The organism is Pseudomonas sp., from assembly GCF_035497915.1.
Taxonomy (GTDB): Bacteria; Pseudomonadota; Gammaproteobacteria; order Pseudomonadales; family Pseudomonadaceae; genus Serpens.
Window position 1 is genome coordinate 78,416 of record NZ_DATJCS010000036.1, and the last position, 20,650, is coordinate 99,065.

General features: G+C 66.9%; 19 protein-coding genes. 5 read left to right on the forward strand and 14 right to left on the reverse strand.

The genetic code is table 11. The annotated features are described in order from the left end of the window. Window positions 1–4: 4 nt before the first annotated feature. The 6 genes from VL129_RS10620 to VL129_RS10645 all read right to left on the reverse strand — a co-directional run bounded on the left by VL129_RS10620 (window position 5) and on the right by VL129_RS10645 (window position 7,254). Window positions 5–751 carry a hypothetical protein gene (locus VL129_RS10620; RefSeq protein WP_325412787.1) on the reverse strand — a complete coding sequence of 249 codons (747 nt, stop codon included), beginning with the start codon at window positions 749–751 and terminating at the stop codon, window positions 5–7. Further along, window positions 748–1,584 carry a DUF4123 domain-containing protein gene (locus VL129_RS10625; protein ID WP_325412788.1) on the reverse strand — a complete coding sequence of 279 codons (837 nt, stop codon included), beginning with the start codon at window positions 1,582–1,584 and terminating at the stop codon, window positions 748–750. Before VL129_RS10625 ends, VL129_RS10620 begins: the two co-directional genes overlap by 4 nt. Next, on the reverse strand, window positions 1,581–3,635 hold the full coding sequence (gene tssI, locus VL129_RS10630; RefSeq protein WP_325412789.1) for a type VI secretion system tip protein TssI/VgrG: 2,055 nt from the start codon (window positions 3,633–3,635) through the stop codon (window positions 1,581–1,583). The genes VL129_RS10625 and tssI overlap by 4 nt, the downstream gene beginning before the upstream one ends. 243 nt (window positions 3,636–3,878) lie before the next feature. Further along, on the reverse strand, window positions 3,879–4,475 hold the full coding sequence (gene rsmD / locus VL129_RS10635; protein WP_325412790.1) for a 16S rRNA (guanine(966)-N(2))-methyltransferase RsmD: 597 nt from the start codon (window positions 4,473–4,475) through the stop codon (window positions 3,879–3,881). Continuing rightward, the gene (locus VL129_RS10640) at window positions 4,475–5,905 is read right to left on the reverse strand and encodes a M16 family metallopeptidase (RefSeq protein ID WP_325412791.1); all 1,431 of its coding nucleotides are present in this window, start codon (window positions 5,903–5,905) and stop codon (window positions 4,475–4,477) included. The genes rsmD and VL129_RS10640 overlap by 1 nt, the downstream gene beginning before the upstream one ends. Further along, on the reverse strand, window positions 5,902–7,254 hold the full coding sequence (locus VL129_RS10645; protein ID WP_325412792.1) for a M16 family metallopeptidase: 1,353 nt from the start codon (window positions 7,252–7,254) through the stop codon (window positions 5,902–5,904). The genes VL129_RS10640 and VL129_RS10645 overlap by 4 nt, the downstream gene beginning before the upstream one ends. Window positions 7,255–7,388: 134 nt before the next feature. On the opposite strand from VL129_RS10645, the gene ftsY reads away from it, so the two are divergent. The 4 genes from ftsY (at window position 7,389) to rpoH (ending at window position 11,252) form a co-directional block, all read left to right on the forward strand. Further along, a complete protein-coding gene (gene ftsY, locus VL129_RS10650; protein ID WP_325412793.1) occupies window positions 7,389–8,597 on the forward strand; it encodes a signal recognition particle-docking protein FtsY in 1,209 nt (402 codons plus the stop codon). After that, complete coding sequence (gene ftsE / locus VL129_RS10655; RefSeq protein ID WP_325412794.1) at window positions 8,594–9,262, forward strand: cell division ATP-binding protein FtsE; 669 nt, start codon at window positions 8,594–8,596, stop codon at window positions 9,260–9,262. The genes ftsY and ftsE overlap by 4 nt, the downstream gene beginning before the upstream one ends. Further along, window positions 9,259–10,281, forward strand: a complete 1,023-nt coding sequence (gene ftsX / locus VL129_RS10660) for a permease-like cell division protein FtsX (RefSeq protein WP_325412795.1) — start codon at window positions 9,259–9,261, stop codon at window positions 10,279–10,281. Before ftsE ends, ftsX begins: the two co-directional genes overlap by 4 nt. Window positions 10,282–10,397: 116 nt before the next feature. After that, the gene (gene rpoH / locus VL129_RS10665; protein ID WP_325412796.1) at window positions 10,398–11,252 is read left to right on the forward strand and encodes an RNA polymerase sigma factor RpoH; all 855 of its coding nucleotides are present in this window, start codon (window positions 10,398–10,400) and stop codon (window positions 11,250–11,252) included. Window positions 11,253–11,361: 109 nt separating this feature from the next. Here rpoH and VL129_RS10670 read toward each other — a convergent pair whose 3' ends face one another. From VL129_RS10670 to VL129_RS10680, 3 genes are all read right to left on the reverse strand, one after another. After that, window positions 11,362–12,075 (reverse strand): 3'-5' exonuclease, encoded by a 714-nt coding sequence (locus VL129_RS10670; RefSeq protein WP_325412797.1) that lies wholly within the window; start codon window positions 12,073–12,075, stop codon window positions 11,362–11,364. Next, a complete protein-coding gene (locus VL129_RS10675; RefSeq protein ID WP_325412798.1) occupies window positions 12,072–14,003 on the reverse strand; it encodes a putative nucleotidyltransferase substrate binding domain-containing protein in 1,932 nt (643 codons plus the stop codon). The genes VL129_RS10670 and VL129_RS10675 overlap by 4 nt, the downstream gene beginning before the upstream one ends. A 187-nt stretch (window positions 14,004–14,190) precedes the next feature. Then, window positions 14,191–16,368: a malate synthase G gene (locus VL129_RS10680; RefSeq protein WP_325412799.1), complete on the reverse strand. Its 2,178-nt coding sequence runs from the start codon at window positions 16,366–16,368 to the stop codon at window positions 14,191–14,193. A 168-nt stretch (window positions 16,369–16,536) separates the two neighbouring features. Between VL129_RS10680 and VL129_RS10685 the strand changes: the two genes are divergently transcribed. Further along, the gene (locus VL129_RS10685) at window positions 16,537–17,070 is read left to right on the forward strand and encodes a glycine cleavage system transcriptional repressor (RefSeq protein WP_325412800.1); all 534 of its coding nucleotides are present in this window, start codon (window positions 16,537–16,539) and stop codon (window positions 17,068–17,070) included. Window positions 17,071–17,086: 16 nt separating this feature from the next. On the opposite strand, the gene rarD is transcribed toward VL129_RS10685, so the two are convergent. The 5 genes from rarD to VL129_RS10710 are packed head-to-tail and all read right to left on the reverse strand — an operon-like array spanning window position 17,087 to window position 20,646. Continuing rightward, window positions 17,087–17,971, reverse strand: coding sequence for an EamA family transporter RarD (rarD, locus tag VL129_RS10690; protein WP_325412801.1), 885 nt, complete (start codon window positions 17,969–17,971; stop codon window positions 17,087–17,089). 41 nt (window positions 17,972–18,012) lie between these two features. Continuing rightward, window positions 18,013–18,303, reverse strand: coding sequence for an I78 family peptidase inhibitor (locus VL129_RS10695; RefSeq protein WP_325412802.1), 291 nt, complete (start codon window positions 18,301–18,303; stop codon window positions 18,013–18,015). A gap of 37 nt (window positions 18,304–18,340) precedes the next feature. Continuing rightward, window positions 18,341–18,547: a hypothetical protein gene (locus VL129_RS10700; RefSeq protein WP_325412803.1), complete on the reverse strand. Its 207-nt coding sequence runs from the start codon at window positions 18,545–18,547 to the stop codon at window positions 18,341–18,343. A gap of 7 nt (window positions 18,548–18,554) precedes the next feature. Continuing rightward, complete coding sequence (locus VL129_RS10705; RefSeq protein ID WP_325412804.1) at window positions 18,555–19,220, reverse strand: fumarylacetoacetate hydrolase family protein; 666 nt, start codon at window positions 19,218–19,220, stop codon at window positions 18,555–18,557. A 34-nt stretch (window positions 19,221–19,254) separates the two neighbouring features. Further along, window positions 19,255–20,646 (reverse strand): FAD-binding oxidoreductase, encoded by a 1,392-nt coding sequence (locus VL129_RS10710; RefSeq protein WP_325412805.1) that lies wholly within the window; start codon window positions 20,644–20,646, stop codon window positions 19,255–19,257. Between the last annotated feature and the right edge of the window lie 4 nt (window positions 20,647–20,650).

Genomic DNA, 20,650 nt, shown 5'->3' on the forward strand with positions numbered 1-20,650 from the left:
GTGCTTACTCCGTGCAGTTGGGATAAACAGTGCACTCCTGACCGTTCATCTTGAATGTTTGGAACAGAGGAGGGTTTTGGCAGCGTTGCCATCCTGGCTTTGGCAAACAGGGCTTCCAGCCTTCCGGGAATTGAATCCAAGTGTCATGACGTGAGGGCTCCTCTTCTGGATTCAAAACAAAATCCAAGCGCACGGTTTTCCCGCCCAATTCCTGATTCAGCAAATAGGCGCCGGCACCTGTGCAATTGAGGATTTTTTCTATTTCACCCACTCGTGAGATGGCATGGCTTTTCTGAAACCACCATGTGCAGACGGCCCGCCTACGCAAAGTGCCGTCAGGCAGGAAGCTGGTGAAACCTTCCGGCAGTTCCTCCACCACGCGCAGCTCGCCATTGTCATAGGTCTGCTGCCATTCCTTTTCGCCGTGCTTGCCCTTGATGTAAAGGGCGACCCGGCCGAGCCTGGCCTGGCAGATACCAATGCGATAACTCGCCGGAATGGCGAAGCGATAGCTGTGTGGCTCGGGCTGAAACTCCGTCTCGAAACTCTTCGTCAGCTGACTACGCGATACCAGCCCCGGGCAATTGGACTCGGTGACGTAGTAATGAGCCTGGGCGCGCAGGGCGAAATCGGCTGGCAGCTCGCCCTCGAAGGTGAAGCGCTCGGCGAACAGGGAGCCCAGGGTGCCGCAGGCGCTCAGCGGCGCGATCAGCAGGGCCAGGCACAAAGGGCGAAGCGCGCGTCGGATCATGCGGGGCTCTCCTGGAAGGTTTGCCGGCAGCGCGCCAGATGCGCCTCGGGGGATTCGCCGGCGAGGGGCGACCAGGCGGGATGCTTGGACTGCTCGGGGTGCAATTGATGAGCCAGCAGAAATTTCACGCTGTCATCGGCAGGCCAGCCCCAGGCGCTGGCCTGGGCCAGCTGCTGTTCCAGCCAGGGGGTGAATTCCTGTTCCTCAAGCAGGCGGCAGAGCGCCGCGCAATGGTTCTGCCACAGCCATTGCTCGAGGTTGTGGCGCCGAATGGCCAGGGCGATGGGCGCGGGCTCCGGCACATTCAGCCAGGGTGCGTCTGCGGGCACCGGGTAGAGGCCGGGCGCGGGATTGTCGAAACTCTGCCAGGCCTGGCCATCCCAGGCGAGGCAACTGGCAAGCGGCCCTAGCAGTAGGGGGCGCTGTTCCGGTTCGAGCGCGTGTAGATGGCGGGCGATCACCCGGTTGTCCTGGTAGCGATAGAGAATCCGGCGGCCTCGCTCTTCGATCAGGGTCCGCGCGTGCCAGTGGTGCAGCAGTTGCGGCAGATCGAACCGATCGACGCTGGCGAGCCAGCCCCAGTGGTGCTCCGGCTGCTCCAGCCAGGCCTGCAGCCAGGGCGCCTGGGCGTCCGGCACGCCGACCAGCCAGGGGCCCAGTTCGGCCAGTGGGGCCGCGGGGCTGTCCTGGTACAGATTGATGCAGGTCGGGAGCGCGCTTGCCGCCGGCAGCCGGGCGGGAAGATCGGGCTCGGCCAGACGATCGAAGATCAGCAGCAAGGCGCGATTCTGTCGGCCTTGCTCGGCCAGCCAGTTGAGTGCGGTCTGGGTCATGGCGTGCAGCTTCCTTCGGCGCAGGCTTCGCATACCGGGCAGCGGCTGGCGCCCAATTTCCGGGCGGTGCGGGCGACGGCGAGCTGGCTGGGGGATGGCGCTGGCGCGGGTGTCTCGGCAACTGGGGGTTTATGGTTGACAGAGGCTGGCGCCGAGTCGGCTTGTGGAATGCTCGGCGCCAGCGGCTGGGCCGGGCTGCCTTTGCCGGCGCTGCCGCCGGCATTGAGCTTCACCTGCGCGCCGACCAGTGCCACGCCGCCGGCATCCAGGGTGATGAAGCTGCCGCCGGCCTGAATGCTCAGCTCCGAGCCTGCCTCAATCACCAGCGTGTCGCCAGCGCGCAGGTGGATCTCCTGGCCAGCGTCCACGAACTGACCGTCGCCCAACGTAAGATGCTGGCTGCCATCGATGGTCAGGTGGTCATTGCCGCGTACTTCGCTCAGGGTCTCGCCCTGCACGATGCGGTGCGTTTCGCCCCTCGCCTCGCTGTAACGGTTGCCCTCGACGAGGGAGCGACTGGCATTGCCGATCCGCAGGGTCTGATCGTGGCTGATGTGCTGTTCCCAGTTGCGCTGGGCATGCAGATAGACCTGCTCGGCGCCCTGGCGGTCATCGATGCGCAGTTCGTTGCCGCCCTGGCCGCCCGGGGTGCTTCGGGTGCTGAACACACTGCGGGTTTTCTGCTCGGGCAGCGGATAAGGCGGAAGCTGTTCGGCGTCGCGCAGACAGCCGACGATCAAAGGGTGGTCGGGATCGCCGTTCAGGAAACCGACCAGCACCTGCATGCCGACCCGGGGAAGGAGCAGCGCACCGTACCGGTTGCCGGCCCAGCCGCTGGCCACGCGCAGCCAGACACGACTGTTCAGGTCCTGCTCCTCACGCTCCCAGTGGAAACGCACCTGCACGCGGCCCTGCTCGTCACAGTGGATGTCTTCGTTTTCCGGGCCGACCACGACGGCGCTTTGCGTCCCTGGCAGGTGCGGCCGCGGATGGCGTGTCGGCAGACGCACGGGCGCGTCCCAGGGTGTGGCGAGGAACTGGTTGTGATAACCGGGCGGCATAGCCGCCTGCGCCGGGTCGGCCTCGGCATACTCCTCCAGCACCTGCGGCTGGTAGCACTGGTGCTGGACGGCGGTCAGCAGCCAGAGCTGGTTGCAGTCCTTGCGGGGATGCTCCTGAACCTCGACGAACTGCCCGCAGGCCAGCAGCGGCTGATCGCTGCGGCCTTCGGCCTGCCGGCGACCCTGACGGGCTGCTTCCAACTGGTGGCGGGCGCGCAGCCGACCCCGGGCGCGGTCGTCGAAACGGCCGGGATAGTCGTACAGTTCCAGCCCGGCGGGCTGTTCGGCCTCGCTGGAAGCGCTGGCTTCCAGCAGCAGGCGCGGCTGGCCGAAGGTGTGGTCGCGCAGGGTCACGCTATCGCTGCGGGTTTCCAGGCGTACACCGAAGCGCTTGATCGACGGCTCCGCAGCGTCGGGTTTGTAGCGCTGGGCGGGTTCGAGACGCGCGAAGGCGGTCTGATCGTCGCCGAACACCAGCACATCACCAGGCTCTGAGTGCTGGAAGTGGAAATGCAGGCCCTCTTCCTCGCACAGGCGGAGCAGGAAGTGCAGATCGGTTTCGGCGTACTGCACGCAATGCTCGCGGGGCGGGTAATCGCCGCTCAGGGCGAAGCGGCAGGCGTCGCCCTGGATGCCATGCTCGGCCAACAGTTCGGTGAGGATCTGCGGCACGCTGCGGCGCTGAAAGATCCGGCAGTTGCGGCGCAGTTCCAGCCAGGCCAGCGCCGGGCGCAGCTCGATGCGGTAATGGGTCAGGCGTTTGCCGGTCTCGCCGCGCTCGGCGCGCCAGACCAGGCCATAAAGGTAACGATCATTGCCCAGATCGAGCCGGGCGGGCTGGCGCAGCAGGCTGTCCAGCTGCAGATCCGCGCGCTCGGCCACCAGGCGCAGCTCGATGCGGTGCGGCCGGCCAATGGCCTCCTGGGCCTCGCACGCCAGCACCTGCAGATCCAGGTCGGCCAGTTGCACCGTGAGGCGGGTACTCGACATGACGGTCCCTCGTCGAAAAACGCCCCACTCCGTGGGGACTGGGGCGAGTCGGCAAACAAGAAAGCCGGGGCTGCATCAAGGCGCGTGCCAGCTTGAAATAATCCTTTGTGTTCAAGGGGTTGGCCTGCGCCGGCAATGCAGGCCGGTGGCCGGTGAGGCCTGCGGCAACAAATGCTGCGCAACGAATGGCGCAGGGCGGCGGAAATCTTGCGCAGCGGCCTCGGCCGCTGCGCAACCGGCGGGTTAAGCCTGGCGCTGCCAGAGGCTGTAGTACACCTGACCGGCATGCTTCTCGCGGTGCAGCCGCCAATTGGCCGGCAGGCCGAGCGTCGAGGGGGCGGCTTCGCTTTCCGTGTAGACCCAGGCGTCGGCCGCCAGCCAGCCGCGCTCTTCCAGCAGCTGGCAGGCCGGCACCAGCAGGTTCTGGTGGAACGGCGGATCGAGGAACACCAGGTCATACGCCTGCGCCGGCTGCTCGGCCAGGTAGCGCAGCGCATCGGCCTGCTGCACCTGGCCGTCGCTGCATTGCAGGGTCTGCAGGTGGCCGCGGAGGGAGGACACCGAGGCGGGGTTCAGGTCCAGCGCCAGGGCCTGACTGGCGCCACGCGAGAGGGCTTCGAGAAACAGCGCGCCGCTGCCGGCGAACGGGTCGAGGACCCTGGCGCCCGGCACATAGGCGGCAATCCAGTTGAACAGGGTTTCGCGCACCCTGTCCGGGGTCGGACGCAGGCCGGGGCCGTCGGGGAAGCTGAAACGGCGGCTGCGCCAGTCGCCGGCGATGATGCGCAACTGGCCCGTGCCACCGTGCGCCTTGGGCGCGGGGGTGTTCGGTCGGCGCATCAGTGCGGTACTCCGGCGGGCTGCGGCTGGGTCGACCCGGTGGGCGGCGGCAGTTCGCTCTGCGCCACCGTCGGGCCGACGGTGACCACCACGAAGGCGTCCGGATCCAGGTGGCGGTTCATGGCCGCCTTGACCTGTTCTGCGCTCAACCCCTGCACCTCTTCCACGAAACGTTCCAGGTGGTCCAGCGGCAGATCGTAGAAGCCGATAGCGCCCAACTGGCCGACGATGGCTGCGTTGCTGGCGGTGCTCAGCGGAAAGCTGCCGGCCAGCTCGCGCTTGGCCTGCTGCAACTCGGTTTCGCTCGGGCCCTCGGCGAGGAACTGGCGCACCAGCTCCTTGATCAGTGCCAGGGAGCCTTCGCTGTAGTCGGCGCGGGTCTGCATACTGATCATGAAAGGCCCGCGCGCCTGCATGGGGCTGAAGCCGGAATAGATGCCGTAGGTCAGGCCGCGCTTCTCGCGTACTTCTTCCATCAGCCGCGAACCGAAGCCGCCGCCACCGAGCACCTGATTGCCCAGATACAGCGCGGCGTAGTCCGGGTTGCCACGGGCGATGCCCAGCTGGGCGATCTGCAGGTGGGTCTGGTTGGAGGGGAATTCGACGTGCCGGTGGCCGGGCTTTGGTGCCACGGGGTCGACGGTCCTGGCCAGGGCCGGACCCTTGGGCAGCGCGCGGGACACCTGGGCGGCAATGGCTTCGGCCTCGCTGCGCGACAGGTCGCCGACCAGCGCGATCACCGCGTTGTTGGCGGTGTAGGCGCGGCGGTGGAAGTCGCGCAGCTGTGCCTGGCGAATGGCGTTCAGCGATCGGGCGGTGCCTTCGCTGGGATGCGCATAGGGATGTGCGCCGTACAGCTGCTCGAACAGCGCCTGGCTGGCCAGCTTGCCGGGGTTCTTCTTGTTGAACTCGATGCTCGACAGGATCTGGTTGCGGATGCGCGCCAGGGCATCGTTGGGGAAGCTGGGCTTGCCGACCACTTCGGCGAACAGGTCCAGGGCCGGCTCGCGGCGCTGCGCATCGCTCAGGCTGCGTAGGCTGGCCACCGCCATGTCGCGGTAGGCACCGTTGCCGAACTGGGCGCCGAGGGACTCGAAGCCGGCGGCAATGGCATCGGCATCCTTGCCGCGTACCCCTTCGTTGAGCATGGCGTTGGTTAGCAGCGCCAGGCCCTGCACGCCGCGATCCTGGCTGCTGCCGGCGGCGAAGGTCAGGCGCAGGTCGAACATCGGCAGTTCGCGCGCTTCGACGAAGAGCACCTTGGCGCCTTCGGCGGTGCGCCATTGCTGAATGTCCAGATCGCGGCGCGCCGGGGCTTCGTCCTTCAGGGCGGCCAGCGACGCCAGGCGCGGCTCGGTACCGCTGGCGCAGCCGGCCAGCAGGGCCAGGGCCAGCAGGCCGCACAGGCTACGACTCACAAGCGACTTCATTGGGCGGCCTCCTCGGGCAACACATGGGCGACGCTGAGGCGCGTGCGGGTGAAATAGGTGCGCGCGGCGCGCTGGATGTCTTCGGCGGTTACCGCTTCGAGATCCTCCAGTTCGCGCTCCATCAGCCGCCAGGACAGGCCGACCGTTTCCAGGGTGCCGATGGCAGTGGCCTGGGCGGTGATCGAGTCGCGCTCATAGACCAGCCCGGCGATCAGCTGGGCGCGCACGCGCTGCAGCTCCTCGGCCGAGGGTGCCTCGCGCTTGAGCAGTTCGAGCTGTTCCCACAGTGCGGCTTCCACCTGCTCCAGGGTGCGCCCCTGCTGCACGTTGGGGCTGGCGGACAGCACGAACAGGCTGTCGCCACGGGCGTGGGCGTTGTACCAGGCGGACGCGCCGCTCACCAGTTCGGCGCCGCGCTCCAGGCGGCTGGCCAGGCGGGCGCTGTAGCCGCCGTCGAGCAGCGCGGCGATCAGGCGCAGGGCATGCACGTCGCGCGGATTCTCGGCGGTGGCCAGGCCGGGCACGTTGAAGCCCATCAGCAGGCTGGGCAGCTGGGTCTTGAGGTGCAGCGTCAGGCGGCGTTCGCCGGGCTCGGCCAATTCCAGCGGACGCTTGGCCGGGACGATCTCGCGGGCCGGAATCGGGCCGAAGTAGCGGCGGGCCAGTTGCTCCACCTCATCACGGGTGACGTCGCCGACCACCACCAGCGTGGCGTTGTTGGGGACGTACCAGCGTTGGTACCAGGTGCGCAGATCCTCGACGGTCATGCGCTTGAGGTCGGCCATCCAGCCGATGGTGGGCAGACGATAGCCGCTGGCCGGATAGGCCATGGCCTTGAAGCGCTCGTAGGCCAGCGAGCTCGGCCGGTCATCGGTGCGCAGTCGACGTTCTTCCTGGATCACCTTGATCTCGCTGGCGAACTCGTCGGCGGGCAGGCGCAGGCTGGCCAGACGGTCGGCCTCCAGCTCGAAGGCCACGGCCAGGCGGTCCTTGGCCAGCACCTGGTAATAGGCGGTGTAGTCGTCGCTGGTGAAGGCGTTTTCCTCGGCGCCCAGCTCGCGCAGGATGCGCGAGGACTCGCCCGGGCCGAGCCTGTCGCTGCCCTTGAACATCATGTGTTCCAGGGCGTGGGACAGGCCGGTCAGCCCGGCCTGCTCGTAGCTGGAGCCGACCTTGTACCAGAGCTGGGACACCACCACCGGCGCGCGATGGTCTTCGCGGACGATGACCTTCAGGCCGTTGTCCAGGGTGAATTCGTGGGTGGGCTGGGGCGCTGCCCCGACGGCCATCAGGGGCCAGTATAGGCAGCCGAGCAAAAGCGCGGCGCTGCGCAGGATCGCGTGCTTCATGATGAGACCTTGAAAGGGGACCTGTGCGGCGGCCCGGGTGGCTTAACGCCGCCGGGCGATGAGGTGCTAGGATACCCAATCCCGTTTCCCGGCGGCCATGCCCGAGCGTGGCGCACCTTTGAGATAGTCCGGCAATGTTTGGTTCCAACGACGACAAGAAGCCCCAGCCCGACGCTGGCGAAAAGAAAGGCCTGTTCGGCTGGTGGCGCAAGAAGCAGCAGGAGACAGCACAACCGGAAGCTGAGCAGCCTGCCCCTGAAGAGACGGCGGCTGCGCAAGCCGAGACGGCTGAACCCGTTGCCCCGGTGGTAGCCGAAGTGGCCCAGCCGGAGCCAGCGATCGAAGCGGTTGAACCGGTCGCTACAGTCGAGCCCGAGCCGGCTCCCGTCGAGCCGGCCAAGCCTGTCGACAAGGTCGGCTTCTTCGCCCGCCTGAAGCAGGGTCTGTCCAAGACCAGTTCCAGCCTCGGCGAGGGCATGGCCAGCCTGTTCCTCGGCAAGAAGGCCATCGATGACGACCTGCTCGACGAGCTGGAGACCCGCCTGCTCACCGCAGACGTGGGCGTCGAAGCCACCACCGCCATCGTGCAGAACCTCACCCGGCGCGTGGCGCGCAAGGAACTGGCCGACAGCGAAGCCCTGTACAAGGCGCTGCAGGCCGAGCTCGCCGCCCTGCTGACGCCGGTCGAGAAGCCGCTGGCCATCGATACCGCCAAGCAGCCCTACGTGATCCTCGTGGTCGGCGTGAACGGCGTGGGCAAGACCACCACCATCGGCAAGCTGGCGCGCAAGCTGCAGCAGGACGGCAAGAAGGTCATGCTCGCCGCCGGCGACACCTTCCGCGCCGCCGCCGTCGAGCAGCTGCAGGTGTGGGGCGAACGCAACCGCATTCCGGTGGTCGCCCAGCACACCGGCGCGGATTCCGCCTCGGTGATCTACGATGCCGTGCAGGCCGCCAAGGCCCGCGGCGCCGACGTGCTGATCGCCGATACCGCCGGACGGCTGCACACCAAGGACAACCTCATGGAAGAGCTGAAGAAGGTGCGCCGGGTGATCGGCAAGCTGGACGACACCGCGCCGCACGAAGTGCTGCTGGTGCTGGATGCCGGCACCGGCCAGAACGCCATCAACCAGACTCGCCAGTTCGACCAGGCCGTGAGCCTCACCGGTCTGGCGCTGACCAAGCTGGACGGCACCGCCAAGGGTGGGGTGATCTTCGCCCTGGCCAAGCAGTTCGGCCTGCCGATCCGCTACATCGGGGTTGGCGAAGGCATCGACGATCTGCGTGACTTCCGCGCCGACGATTTCGTGCGCGCCCTGTTCGCCGAGAAGGAAGCGGGATGATCCGTTTCGATCAGGTAGGCAAGCGCTACGCCAACGGCCACGTCGGCCTGCACGAGCTGTCCTTCCAGGTCGAAGCGGGAGAATTCCTGTTCATCACCGGGCATTCCGGCGCGGGCAAAAGCACCCTGCTGCGCCTGCTGCTGGCCATGGAGCGGCCCTCCACTGGCAAGGTGCTGCTGGCCGGGCAGGACCTGTCCACCATCACCTCGGCGGAAATTCCCTTTCTGCGCCGGCAGATCGGCGTGGTGTTCCAGAATCACCAACTGCTGTTCGACCGCAGCGTATTCGACAACGTCGCCCTGCCCCTGCGCATTCTTGGCCTGTCGCGAGAAGAAATCGCCCAGCGGGTGGATGCCGCGCTGGCGCGGGTGAGCCTGCGTGACCGGGCCAGGGATTTCCCCAACGATCTGTCCACCGGGCAGCAACAGCGCGTCGGCATTGCCCGCGCGGTGGTGCACGAGCCGGCCCTGCTGCTGGCCGACGAGCCGACCGGCAACCTGGACCCGCGCCTGGCGGCGGAGATCATGGGGGTCTTCGAGGACATCAACGCGCTGGGTACTACCGTGGTGGTGGCCAGCCACGACCTGGCGCTGATCGCGCGCATGCGCCATCGCATGCTGACGCTGCAGCGCGGTCGCCTGATCGGTGATGGAGCCGCCGAATGAACGCCCGACGCCCACCCAATCTGCGCCCGCCGACCGGCCGTGGCGCCACGCGGCGCGTGGAGTCCGCCCCCGGCAAGCCGGCGCGACAAGGCCCCAGCCTGTCCAGCCAGCTGCAGGGCTGGCTGGACAGTCATCGAGCCAGCCTGCGCGACAGCCTTGGACGTCTGTGGCAACAACCGTTCGGCTCTTTCTTCACCTGTCTGGTGATGGCCATCGCCCTCTGCCTGCCCATGGGCCTGGCGCTGCTGCTGGACAATGTCGAGCGGCTCAGCGGCACCTGGCAGCACGCCGCGCGCATCTCGGTGTTCCTGGAGATGAGCGTCAGCGACGCGGAAGGCCAGGCGCTGCGCGATGACATCGCCGGCATGCCGCGGGTGGCGCGTGCCGACTGGATCAGCCGCGAGCAGGCGTTGCTGGACTTCCAGGTCGTTTCCGGCCTGGCCGAGGCGCTGCGCGAGCTACCGGACAACCCGCTGCCGGGCAGCGTGCTGGTCACCCCGGAAACGGTGGACCAGGCCGAGCTGGAAGCCTTGCGCCAGCGCCTCGCGGAACTGCCGGGTGTGGAGCTGGCGCAACTCGACCTGCTGTGGGTCGAGCGCCTGGGCGCCCTCCTGGCGCTGGGCGACCGTTTCCTGTTTGGCGTGACCGTGCTGCTGGTGCTGACTCTGCTGCTGGTGATCGGCAACACCATTCGTTTGCACATCGAGAACCGCCGCCGGGAGATCGAGGTCATCAAGCTGGTGGGCGGAACCGATGGCTACGTACGGCGTCCGTTCCTCTACCTGGGGGCCCTCTATGGGCTCGGTGCCGGGTTGCTGGCCTGGGCGGTGCTGGCCTTCGGGCTGGCCTGGCTGAACGCCGCGGTAGTGCGCCTGGCCGGTCTGTATGACAGCGATTTCAGCCTGGTTGGCGTGCCGCTGGCCGACGGCGTGTCGCTGGTGTTCGGCGCGGTGCTGCTGGGCTATATCGGCGCCTGGCTGGCGGTGGCCCGGCACCTGCGGGAACTGGCGCCCCGGTAGCGCGCAACGCGCGTCCCAGACGGGGTGGGCGCGACTGGCCGGGGAACTTTTCCGTTCAATTCACTGTCTTAGCGCTCGGTGCTACACTGCCCAGGCATCGTCTATGGAGGACCTGCATGTCAACTTCTCTGCAACCTGTCTATGCCCTGGCTCCTGGCGCGAACCTCGAGGCCTACGTGCATGCTGTCAACAGCATTCCCTTGCTGTCGCAGGAGCAGGAGCGTGAATTGGCGGGGCGCCTGTTCTACCAGCAGGATCTGGAAGCGGCCCGGCAGATGGTGCTGGCCCACCTGCGCTTCGTGGTGCACATCGCCAAGAGTTACTCCGGCTACGGCCTGGCCCAGGCCGACCTGATCCAGGAAGGCAACGTCGGCCTGATGAAGGCGGTCAAGCGCTTCAACCCGGAAATGGGCGTGCGCCTGGTGTCCTTCGCCGTGCACTGGATCAAGGCCGAGATTCACGAATTCATCTTGCGCAACTGGCGCATCGTCAAGGTCGCCACCACCAAGGCGCAGCGCAAGCTGTTCTTCAACCTGCGCAGCCAGAAGAAGCGTCTGGCGTGGCTGAGCAACGACGAAGTCGAGCGGGTGGCCGACAGCCTGGGCGTCGCCCCGCGCGAAGTGCGCGAGATGGAAAGCCGCCTGACCGGCCACGACATGGCCTTCGACCCGGCCAACGACGCCGACGATGACAGCGCTTATCAGTCACCGGCGCACTTCCTCGAAGACCACCGCTACGACCCGGCCCGCCAGCTGGAAGACGCCGACTGGAGCGACAGCTCCACCGCCAGCCTGCACGAGGCGCTGGAAGGGCTCGATGAGCGCAGCCGCGACATCCTCTACCAGCGCTGGCTGGCCGAGGAGAAGGCCACGCTGCACGAGCTGGCCGCCAAGTACAACGTCTCCGCCGAGCGCATCCGCCAGCTGGAGAAGAACGCCATGAACAAGCTCAAGGGCTCCCTGGCGGCATAAGTGTTAGTCGTGATGAAAAAAACCGCGCCTCGGCGCGGTTTTTTGTTGTCTGGACCGTTGGAATCCTGCGGGGCAAGCGACGGTCAGTACATTGCTGCGCCGTCCGCCCTCAGAACGAGTGAACGTTCTGCCGGCGCTGCCAGCTTCTCATGCGTTCGGCCAGGCGCCCCACAGATTCCATCTGCTGACGCACCGCCCGATTGAACAGCACCAGGGCCAGTTCGGCGCTGACCAGCGCGTCGGCGCAGGCGTTGTGGCGCTGCTGCACCTGCAGGCCGAACAGCTCCAGCCACTCGTCCAGGCCGGTCTGGGCCTTGCCGAGCTGCGGGCAGAGCATCGGGGCCATCTCGGCCAGATCCAGGAAGGGGTGGCGGAACTTGTAGCCCAGGCTTTCCTTCATGGCGCGGGTCAGCATCTGCTGGTCGAAGCGGGCGTGGAAGGCCAGCAGCGGGCTGTCGCCGACGAACTCCATGAAATCCAGCAGCACTTCCACCGGGTCGTCGCCGGCGGCGATCTCGCTGGGCGCGATGCCGTGGATCAGCACGCTGGGCCCGGGGGTGCGGTACTCGCGCAGCAGCGTGCGCTCGAACTGCTGGCCCAGCGGGATGCCGCCCTGGTCGATGACCACCGCGCCGATGGACAGGACCTGGTCGCGGTTCACATTGAGTCCGGTGGTTTCCACGTCCACCACCACGAAGCGCTGCTCCAGCAGCGGCTGGTCGGCCAGCGGCGCGGGGTCGCGCAGGCGGTCGAGACGCTGGCGCTGGCTATCGGTCAGGCTGGCCGTGCTACGCCGGCCGAACCAGGCGGCAAGTGAGTTCATAGCTGATACCGAAGGGCCAGGCTGCTCTGCAGGCGCTGAGCCTGGCGGAAGGATTCACGCAGGATCCGGCGATCCAGGTGGTTGAGGGTTTCCGGGTCAAGCCGGTTGGAATACGGCAGCCCGGCCCGGCTCTGCTTCTGGTGCAACTGCAGGCGCACCTGCTGGATGAAATGGTAGGCCTCCTCATAGGCCGCGCCGTCCTTCTCGTCGATCACCCCTTTGAGCATCAACAGGTGCAGACGTTCCAGGGTGCTGGTCGCGTCGATGCCCTTGGCCAGGGCCAGCAGACGGGCGCCGTCGACGAACGGCGTGAGGCCCTGCACCTTGACGTCCAGGGTGTCCTTGTCGGCGCCCTTGCGCACCACCAGGAAGTCGCGGAAGCGGCCGACCGGCGGGCGATGGCGCAGGGCGTTCTCGGCCATCAGGCGCTGGAAGGTGCTGTTGTCGGCGATCAGCGCCAGCAGCTCCTTCTGCAGGGCCTGGCAGCCTTCCGTCGGACCCCAGAGCACCCGCAGGTCGAAGTAGATGGTCGAATTGAGCAGGTTCTCCGGCGTGGCGTCGCGCACGAAGCTGTGGAAGCGCCGCGACCATTCGCTGCGCGACAGGCACAGCTCGGGGTTGCCGGCCATGATGTTGCCCTTGCACAGGGTGAAACCGCAGGTGGCCAGGTGCTGGTTGATGCGCTGGGCAACCGGCAGCAGCTGGCCGCGCAGCAGGGCCGCTTCGGCGGCGTCGCGCGCCTCGAAGAGGATGCCGTTGTCCTGGTCGGTGTGCAGGGTCTGCTCGCGGCGGCCCTCGCTGCCGAAGCACAGCCAGCTGAACGGCACGCCGGGGTCGCCCACCTCCTCCAGGGTCAGCTCGATGACCCGGCATACGGTGTGGTCGTTGAGCAGGGTGATCAGCTGGGTGATCTGTGTCGAGCTGGCGCCATGGGCCAGCATGCGCTCCACCAGGCGACCGACTTCCTCGCGCATCTCGGCCAGCGCCTGCACGCTGTCGGCGTGGCGCAGGGTGCGGGCCAGGTGCACCAGGTCGATGCGCTGCAGGGAGAACAGGTCGCGCTCGGAGAGTACACCCACCAATCGGTCGTTCTCGACCACGCAGACGTGGGCGATGTGCCGCTCGGTCATCGCCATGGCCGCGTCGAAGGCGGTGGCCGAGGGCGGCAGGTGGAAGGGATTGGGGGTCATCATGTCGCGCAGCGGATGCTCCAGGCTGGCGCTGGCCGCCGCGATTACCCGACGCAGGTCGCGCAGGGTGAAGATGCCCACCGGGCTATGCCGCTCGTCGACGGCGATGATGCTGCCCACGTTCTGCTCGTGCATCAGGCGCACGGCGTCGCGCAGCGGCATGTCCGGCGGACAGGCCACCGGGTCGCGGTGGGCCAGTTCGTCCAGGCGGGTGTCCAGCGAGTAGTCCTCGCCCAGGCTCTCCACCGCGTGCAGCTGGACGCGCTGCTTGACCTTGTCGAGCAGGCTGCTCACGCCGCGCAGGGCGAAGTCGCGAAACGGCGCGGACAGACTGAACAGCTCGACGAAGATTTCCCGCGGCAGCAGCAGGCAGAAGCAGTCGGTGCCGGCCACGTGGGCGGTGCGCGTGGCACGCTCGCCGAGCAGCGCGGCAATCGGGAAGCACTCGCCGGTGCTGATTTCGAAGGTGGTGTCCTGACGTCCTCCCGGATGGCTGCGTTTGCCCTGCACGCGGCCCTGCTTGACGATGTGGAAGTGCTGCACCGGGCCTTCGTCCGGATGCAGGATCGACTCGCCCTGGGCATAGAAGCGCAGCTGGCAGTTCTCCACCAGACGCAGCAGGTGACCTTGTTGCATGTGGTCGAACGGCGGGTGCTTCTGCAGGAACTCGATGGTGCCCTGGATGTTCTGCAGGACCGCGGTCTTGCCTGCTTCGGCAAAGGCATCTGCCTTGCTCATGGAGCCTCCGGCTTTCTTGTTATGGGGTTGGAATGGGCGGCCTGCCTTGGCCGCCAGGAGTGTCTGGAGTGTACTGCGCGGGGCGGTGTGCAAAGACCGCATAGGACGTAAGTCTACGTGGGCTGGCAGCGCCCGCCAGAAACGAAAAAACCGCCCCGGAGGGCGGTTTTTTCACGGCAATCGCGTGTTACAGGCCGTTCTTGGCCTTGTACTCGCGACGGCGACGGTGCAGCACCGGCTCGGTGTAGCCGTTGGGCTGCTTGGTGCCTTCGAGGATCAGCTCCAGCGACGCCTGGAAGGCGACGTTGTCGTCGAAGTTCGGCGCCATCGGGCGGTAGGCGGCGTCGCCGGCGTTCTGGCGGTCCACCACCACGGCCATGCGCTTCATGCTCTCGATGACCTGCTCCTTGCTGATCACGCCGTGGCGCAGCCAGTTGGCCAGCAGCTGGCTGGAGATACGCAGGGTGGCGCGGTCTTCCATCAGGCCGACGTCGTTGATGTCCGGCACCTTGGAGCAGCCGACGCCCTGGTCGATCCAGCGCACCACGTAGCCGAGGATGCCCTGCACGTTGTTGTCGATCTCGTTCTGCTTCTCTTCCGCGGTCCAGTTGGTGTTCTCGGCCAGCGGAATGGTCAGGATGTCGTCCACCGAGGCGAACGGACGCTTGGCCAGTTCCTGCTGGCGGGCGAACACGTCGACCTTGTGGTAGTGCAGCGCGTGCAGCGAGGCGGCGGTCGGCGACGGTACCCAGGCGGTGTTGGCGCCGGCCATCGGGTGGCCGATCTTCTGTTCCAGCATGCCGGCCATCAGGTCGGGCATGGCCCACATGCCCTTGCCGATCTGCGCGCGACCGGACAGACCGCAGTTCAGGCCGTGGTCGACGTTCCAGTTCTCGTAGGCGAGGATCCACTTCTGGGTCTTCATGGCCGCCTTGCGCACCATGGCGCCGGCTTCCATGGAGGTGTGGATTTCGTCACCGGTGCGGTCGAGGAAGCCGGTGTTGATGAACACCACGCGCTCGCTGGCGGCCTGGATGCAGGCCTTGAGGTTGACGGTGGTGCGGCGCTCCTCGTCCATGATGCCGACCTTGAGGGTGTTGCGCGCCAGGCCCAGCAAGTCTTCGACGCGGTTGAACAGCTCGTTGGCGAAGGCCACTTCTTCCGGGCCGTGCATCTTCGGCTTGACGATGTACACCGAGCCGGTGCGGGTGTTCTTGCGGCTGGTGTTGCCCTTGAGGTTGTGAACGGCGATCAGGCTGGTGATCAGGCCGTCCATGATGCCTTCCGGCACCTCGAAGCCGTCCTTGTCGATGATCGCGTCGTTGGTCATCAGGTGACCGACGTTGCGGATGAACAGCATGGAGCGGCCATGCAGGCTCAGCTCGCCGCCCTGGGCCGCGCTGTAGGTGCGGTCCGGGTTCATGGTGCGGGTGAAGGTCTTGCCGTCCTTGCTGACCGACTCGGCCAGGTCGCCCTTCATCAGGCCCAGCCAGTTCTTGTAGGCGATGACCTTGTCATCGGCATCCACGGCGGCGACGGAGTCTTCGCAGTCCATGATGGTGGTCAGCGCCGCTTCCATCAGGATGTCCTTCACGCCGGCCGCGTCGGTCTGGCCGATCGGGCTGTTGCGGTCGATCTGGATTTCGAAGTGCAGGCCGTTGTTCTTCAGCAGCACGGCCTTCGGCGCGGCGGCCTCGCCCTGGAAGCCGACGAACTTGGCGGCGTCCTTCAGGCCGGTGGTGCTGCCATCCTTCAGGGACACCTGCAGCTGACCGCCGACGATGCTGTAGCCGGTGGCGTCGACGTGCGAGCCCTTGGCCAGCGGGGCGGCCTCGTCCAGGAAGGCGCGGGCGAAGGCGATGACCTTGTCGCCACGGACCTTGTTGTAGCCCTTGCCCTTCTCGGCGCCGCCTTCCTCGCTGATGGCGTCGGTGCCATAGAGCGCGTCGTACAGCGAGCCCCAGCGGGCGTTGGCAGCGTTCAGGGCGAAGCGCGCGTTCATGATCGGCACCACCAGCTGCGGGCCGGCCATGGTGGCGATTTCTTCGTCGACGTTGGCGGTGGTCACCTTGAAGTCGGCGGGTTCGGGCAAGAGATAACCGATTTCCTGCAGGAACGCCTTGTAGGCGACCGCGTCGTGGGCCTGACCCTTGCGCGCCTGATGCCAGGCGTCGATCTGCGCCTGCAGCGCGTCGCGCTTGGCCAGCAGGGCGCGGTTCTTAGGCGCCAGGTCGTGGATGACGCTCGCGGCGCCGGCCCAGAAGGCATCGGCGCTGACGCCGGTGCCGGGAATGGCTTCGTTGTTCACGAAGTCGAACAGGACTTTGGCGACCTGCAAGCCACCGATTTGAACGCGCTCAGTCATCACTTGCCTCACTTGGATCTCTGCGTTTAACCCGGACGCGGGAGGAGTTTCTTTCTTGTAGTCCGAGCCGCGGGATACTACATGAAGCGTTGTGGAAATGCAGCGCTGCCTTCGTCGAGTCCCCGGGTGATCTATACCTAGCTGCGGAGATGTCGCGAGGAACCCTGCATGGAACATCTGGTACTGACGGTCATTGCGCGGGATCAGACCGGGCTGGTCGAGCGTCTCGCCAGCTGTGTCGGTGAGCACGGCGGAAACTGGCTGGAAAGCCGCATGGCGCGCATGGCCGGGCAGTTCGCCGGCATCCTGCGGGTGGCGGTACCGGCCGACTCCCAGGACGAGCTGCTGGAAGCGCTGGAGGCGCTGGCGCTGCAGGACATCCATGTGCGGGGCGTTCCCGCCGGGCCGGAGCCGGTGTGCAACTGGCGGCCGATGCGCCTGGAACTGGTTGGCGATGACCGGCCGGGCCTGCTGCGCGAAGTGGCCCGGGTCTTGGGCGAGCAGGGTGTGAACATCGAGGTGCTGGACACCGAGCTCAGCGAAGCGCCGATGGGCAGCGAGACGCTGTTCCGCGCCCGGGCCCTGCTGGCGGTGCCGCTGCCGGTCGCCCCGGAGGCGCTGCAGCACAGCCTGGAGCGTCTGGCCGATGACCTGATGGTGGAGCTGCGCATCGAGGCGCAGCAGGCCGAGCCACCGATGTAGCCGGAGTGGGTGGCGACTACCGGCGCCGCAGGGTCAGCCAGGCGTCCAGGCTGTAGACCAGCAGCGCCACCCAGATGCAGATGAACGACAGTAGCCGGGCGGAGTCCAGCGGCTCGCCGAACAGCAGCACGGCCTGCAGCAGCACCAGGGTCGGCGCCAGGTATTGCAGGAAGCCCAGCGTCGCGTAGGGCAGATGGCGCGCGGCAGCGTTGAAGCACACCAGGGGAATCAGGGTGATCGGGCCGGCGGCGGCCAGCAGCCACAGCTGGGCACCGGTCCAGAACTCGGGCTGGGCGCTGACGGCCGCCGGATGCCAGGCCAGCCACAGCAGCGCGATCGGCAGCAGCATCCAGGTTTCCACCACCAGACCGGGTAGCGCCGCCACCGGGGCCTGCTTGCGGATCAGCCCATAGACGCCGAAGGTCAACGCCAGGGCCAGCGAGACCCAGGGCAGGCTGCCCAGCAGCCAGATCTGCTGCAGCACGCCCAGCACCGCCAGCCCCACCGCCAGCCACTGCAGGCGGCGCAGTCGTTCGCGCAGCACCAGCAGGGCGAGCAGCACATTGACCAGCGGATTGATGTAGTAGCCCAGGCTCGCTTCCAGCATGCGTTCGTTGTTCACCGCCCACACGTAGATCAGCCAGTTGGCGGCGATCAGCAGGCCGCTCAGGGCCAGCACCGCCAGGCGTTGCGGATGCGCGCGCAGCGCCGCCCACCAGCCGGGGTGCTTCCACACCGTCAGCAGCGCGGCGCCGAACAAGGCCGACCAGAGCACCCGGTGCACGATGATCTCGCTGGCCGGAATGTCCTGCAGCAGCTTGAAGTAGAGCGGGAACAGGCCCCAGATGACATAGGCGGCGAGGCCCAGCAGGTAGCCGCGCCGGAGATCGGTGGAAGGCATGGACGTCCAGAAAGGTCGTTCGTTTCGGAGCGACCGGAAGATTAGCCGCAGGAGATCAGTTTGATCCTGCCCTGCTCGTCGGTGTACAACGTCAGGCGCTGGGCGTCGTACTCCAGGGTCACCGCCATGCCGGGCTCGACCACCCGTACGCGCTCGGCGCGGGCCTGTGTGCGGGCCTTCTCCAGGGTGGCCGTGTCCGGCGCCTGGCCAACCAGGTGAGCCAGGCGGGTGGAGTCACAGCGTTGCGCGACGGGGCGCTCGGCGGCTGGCTGGCTGGCGCAGCCGGCCAGCAGGGCCAGCAGCGCCCCGGTCAGCAGGAGGTGTGATTGCATGGGGAGTCTCCCGAGGATGTCCGTGCACAGACCCGTGTCAAACGCGTTCGTCATTGCCGCCGGTCAGGCGCGCCAGTTCGCGGCGCACCATGTTGGCGTAGGGCGGCGGGCTCAGCCGGTACAGCTCGCCCGCCACCCAGCTCAGCCAGCGCGCGCCCAGCGTGTCGCGTTGCGCGAGCAGGCGCTGGGCCTCGGCTTCGGCCGTGGTCTGATTCGCCTGGTGGAACGCGGCGCGGGATTCCATCGCGGCGTTACACCACGCGGCTTTCGAAACGCGACAGTCCCGGCAGTTCCAGCACCAGCTCGTCGCCCGGCTGCAGCGGACCGACGCCCACCGGCGTGCCGGTGAGAATCACGTCGCCCGGTAGCAGGCTGAAGTGGCCGGCCATGTGGCGGATCAGCGGCAGGATGGGATTGAGCATCTCGGCACTGCTGCCGTCCTGACGGACTTCACCGTTGAGGGTCAGGCGAATGCGCAGGTCGGCCAGGTCGGCCACCCGGTCGCCGGAAACGAACGGTGCCAGCACGCAGGCGCCGTCGAAGGACTTGGCGATTTCCCAGGGCAGGCCCTTTTCCTTGAGCTTGCTCTGCACGTCACGCAGGGTCAGGTCCAGCGCCGGGGCGAAGCCGGAAATGGCATCCAGCACTTCCTCGTCGCTCGGGTTGCGCGACAGCGGCTTGCCGATCAGCACGGCAATTTCCGCTTCGTAATGCACGGCGCCGCGATCCTGCGGAATCTTGAAGCCGCCCTGCAGCGGCACGGCGCAGCTGCCTGGCTTGATGAACAGCAGCGGTTCGCTGGGTACCGGGTTGTTCAGCTCGGCGGCGTGCTCGGCATAGTTGCGGCCCACGCACACCACCTTGCCCAGCGGGTAGTGGATGCGCGTGCCGTCGACGTACTGGTGCTGATAGCTCATGGGAATCTCCTGAGCGGGTATCTCTTGTTAGGGATCAGGCGAAGATCTTGCCGGGGTTCATGATGCCGTTCGGGTCGAACACCGCCTTCACCGCTTTCATGCAGGCGATTTCGGCGTCGGAGCGGCTGTAGCCCAGGTAGTCGCGCTTGGTCATGCCCACGCCGTGTTCGGCGGAAATCGAGCCGTTGTACTTGGCGACGGTCTCGAACACCCAGGTGTTCACCGTGGCGCACTTGGCGAAGAATTCATCCTTGCCCATGTGCTCGGGCTTGAGGATGTTCAGGTGCAGGTTGCCGTCGCCGATGTGGCCGAACCAGACCACTTCGAAGTCCGGATAGTTGGCCTCGACGATGGCGTCGATGTCCTTGAGGAACGCCGGCACCTTGGAGACGGTGACCGAGATGTCGTTCTTGTAGGGCGTCCAGTGCGAGATGGTCTCGGAGATGTACTCGCGCAGCTTCCACAGGTTCTGCAACTGCTGCTCGGACTGGCTCATCACGCCGTCCAGCACCCAGCCCTGCTCCACGCAGTGCTCGAAGATCGCCAGCGCGTCGTTGGCCACTTCCTCGGTGCTGGCCTCGAATTCCAGCAGCGCGTAGAACGGGCACGGGGTGTCGAAGGCCGGCGGCACGTCGCCACGGCCCAGTACCTTGGCCAGCGCCTTGTCGGAGAAGAATTCGAAGGCGGTCAGGTCGAGCTTGCTCTGGAAGGCGTGCAGCACCGGCATGATGGCGTCGAAGTCCGGGGTGCCCAGCACCATCGCGGTGAGGTTCTTCGGCGCGCGTTCCAGGCGCATGGTGGCTTCCACCACGAAGCCCAGGGTGCCCTCGGCGCCGATGAACAGCTGGCGCAGGTCGTAGCCGGTGGCGTTCTTGATCAGGTCGCGGTTGAGCTCGAGGATGTCGCCGGCGCCGGTGACCACCTTCAGGCCGGCCACCCAGTTGCGGGTCATGCCGTAGCGGATCACCTTGATGCCACCGGCGTTGGTGCCGATGTTGCCGCCGATCTGGCTGGAGCCGGAGGAGGCGAAGTCCACCGGGTAGTACAGGCCCTTGTCCTCGGCGGCCAGCTGCAGCTGCTTGGTGACCACGCCGGCCTGGCAACGGGCGGTGCGGTCGAATTCGTTGATTTCGAGAATCTGGTTCATGTAGTCGAAGGACACGACCACTTCGCCATTGGCGGCCACCGCCGCGGCGGACAGGCCGGTACGTCCGCCGGAGGGCACCAGGGCGACCTTGTGCTGGTTGGCCCAGCGCACGATGGCCTGCACCTGTTCGATGCTCTTGGGGAACACGATGGCGCTGGGCGCGGGGGCGAAATGCTTGGTCCAGTCCTTGCCGTAGGCTTCCAGGGAAGCGGCGTCGGTGAGGACCTTGCCCGGTTCGACCAGGGCCTTAAGTTCTTCGATCAGGGCGGCGTGCAGCATGGCG

Bases quoted from the DNA above. Each gene is read 5' to 3' on its own strand.
- VL129_RS10620 (WP_325412787.1), bottom strand. From the start codon at position 751: ATGATCCGACGCGCGCTTCGCCCTTTGTGCCTGGCCCTGCTGATCGCG.
- VL129_RS10625 (WP_325412788.1), bottom strand. From the start codon at position 1,584: ATGACCCAGACCGCACTCAACTGGCTGGCCGAGCAAGGCCGACAGAAT.
- tssI (WP_325412789.1), bottom strand. From the start codon at position 3,635: ATGTCGAGTACCCGCCTCACGGTGCAACTGGCCGACCTGGATCTGCAG.
- rsmD (WP_325412790.1), bottom strand. From the start codon at position 4,475: ATGCGCCGACCGAACACCCCCGCGCCCAAGGCGCACGGTGGCACGGGC.
- VL129_RS10640 (WP_325412791.1), bottom strand. From the start codon at position 5,905: ATGAAGTCGCTTGTGAGTCGTAGCCTGTGCGGCCTGCTGGCCCTGGCC.
- VL129_RS10645 (WP_325412792.1), bottom strand. From the start codon at position 7,254: ATGAAGCACGCGATCCTGCGCAGCGCCGCGCTTTTGCTCGGCTGCCTA.
- ftsY (WP_325412793.1), top strand. From the start codon at position 7,389: ATGTTTGGTTCCAACGACGACAAGAAGCCCCAGCCCGACGCTGGCGAA.
- ftsE (WP_325412794.1), top strand. From the start codon at position 8,594: ATGATCCGTTTCGATCAGGTAGGCAAGCGCTACGCCAACGGCCACGTC.
- ftsX (WP_325412795.1), top strand. From the start codon at position 9,259: ATGAACGCCCGACGCCCACCCAATCTGCGCCCGCCGACCGGCCGTGGC.
- rpoH (WP_325412796.1), top strand. From the start codon at position 10,398: ATGTCAACTTCTCTGCAACCTGTCTATGCCCTGGCTCCTGGCGCGAAC.
- VL129_RS10670 (WP_325412797.1), bottom strand. From the start codon at position 12,075: ATGAACTCACTTGCCGCCTGGTTCGGCCGGCGTAGCACGGCCAGCCTG.
- VL129_RS10675 (WP_325412798.1), bottom strand. From the start codon at position 14,003: ATGAGCAAGGCAGATGCCTTTGCCGAAGCAGGCAAGACCGCGGTCCTG.
- VL129_RS10680 (WP_325412799.1), bottom strand. From the start codon at position 16,368: ATGACTGAGCGCGTTCAAATCGGTGGCTTGCAGGTCGCCAAAGTCCTG.
- VL129_RS10685 (WP_325412800.1), top strand. From the start codon at position 16,537: ATGGAACATCTGGTACTGACGGTCATTGCGCGGGATCAGACCGGGCTG.
- rarD (WP_325412801.1), bottom strand. From the start codon at position 17,971: ATGCCTTCCACCGATCTCCGGCGCGGCTACCTGCTGGGCCTCGCCGCC.
- VL129_RS10695 (WP_325412802.1), bottom strand. From the start codon at position 18,303: ATGCAATCACACCTCCTGCTGACCGGGGCGCTGCTGGCCCTGCTGGCC.
- VL129_RS10700 (WP_325412803.1), bottom strand. From the start codon at position 18,547: ATGGAATCCCGCGCCGCGTTCCACCAGGCGAATCAGACCACGGCCGAA.
- VL129_RS10705 (WP_325412804.1), bottom strand. From the start codon at position 19,220: ATGAGCTATCAGCACCAGTACGTCGACGGCACGCGCATCCACTACCCG.
- VL129_RS10710 (WP_325412805.1), bottom strand. From the start codon at position 20,646: ATGCTGCACGCCGCCCTGATCGAAGAACTTAAGGCCCTGGTCGAACCG.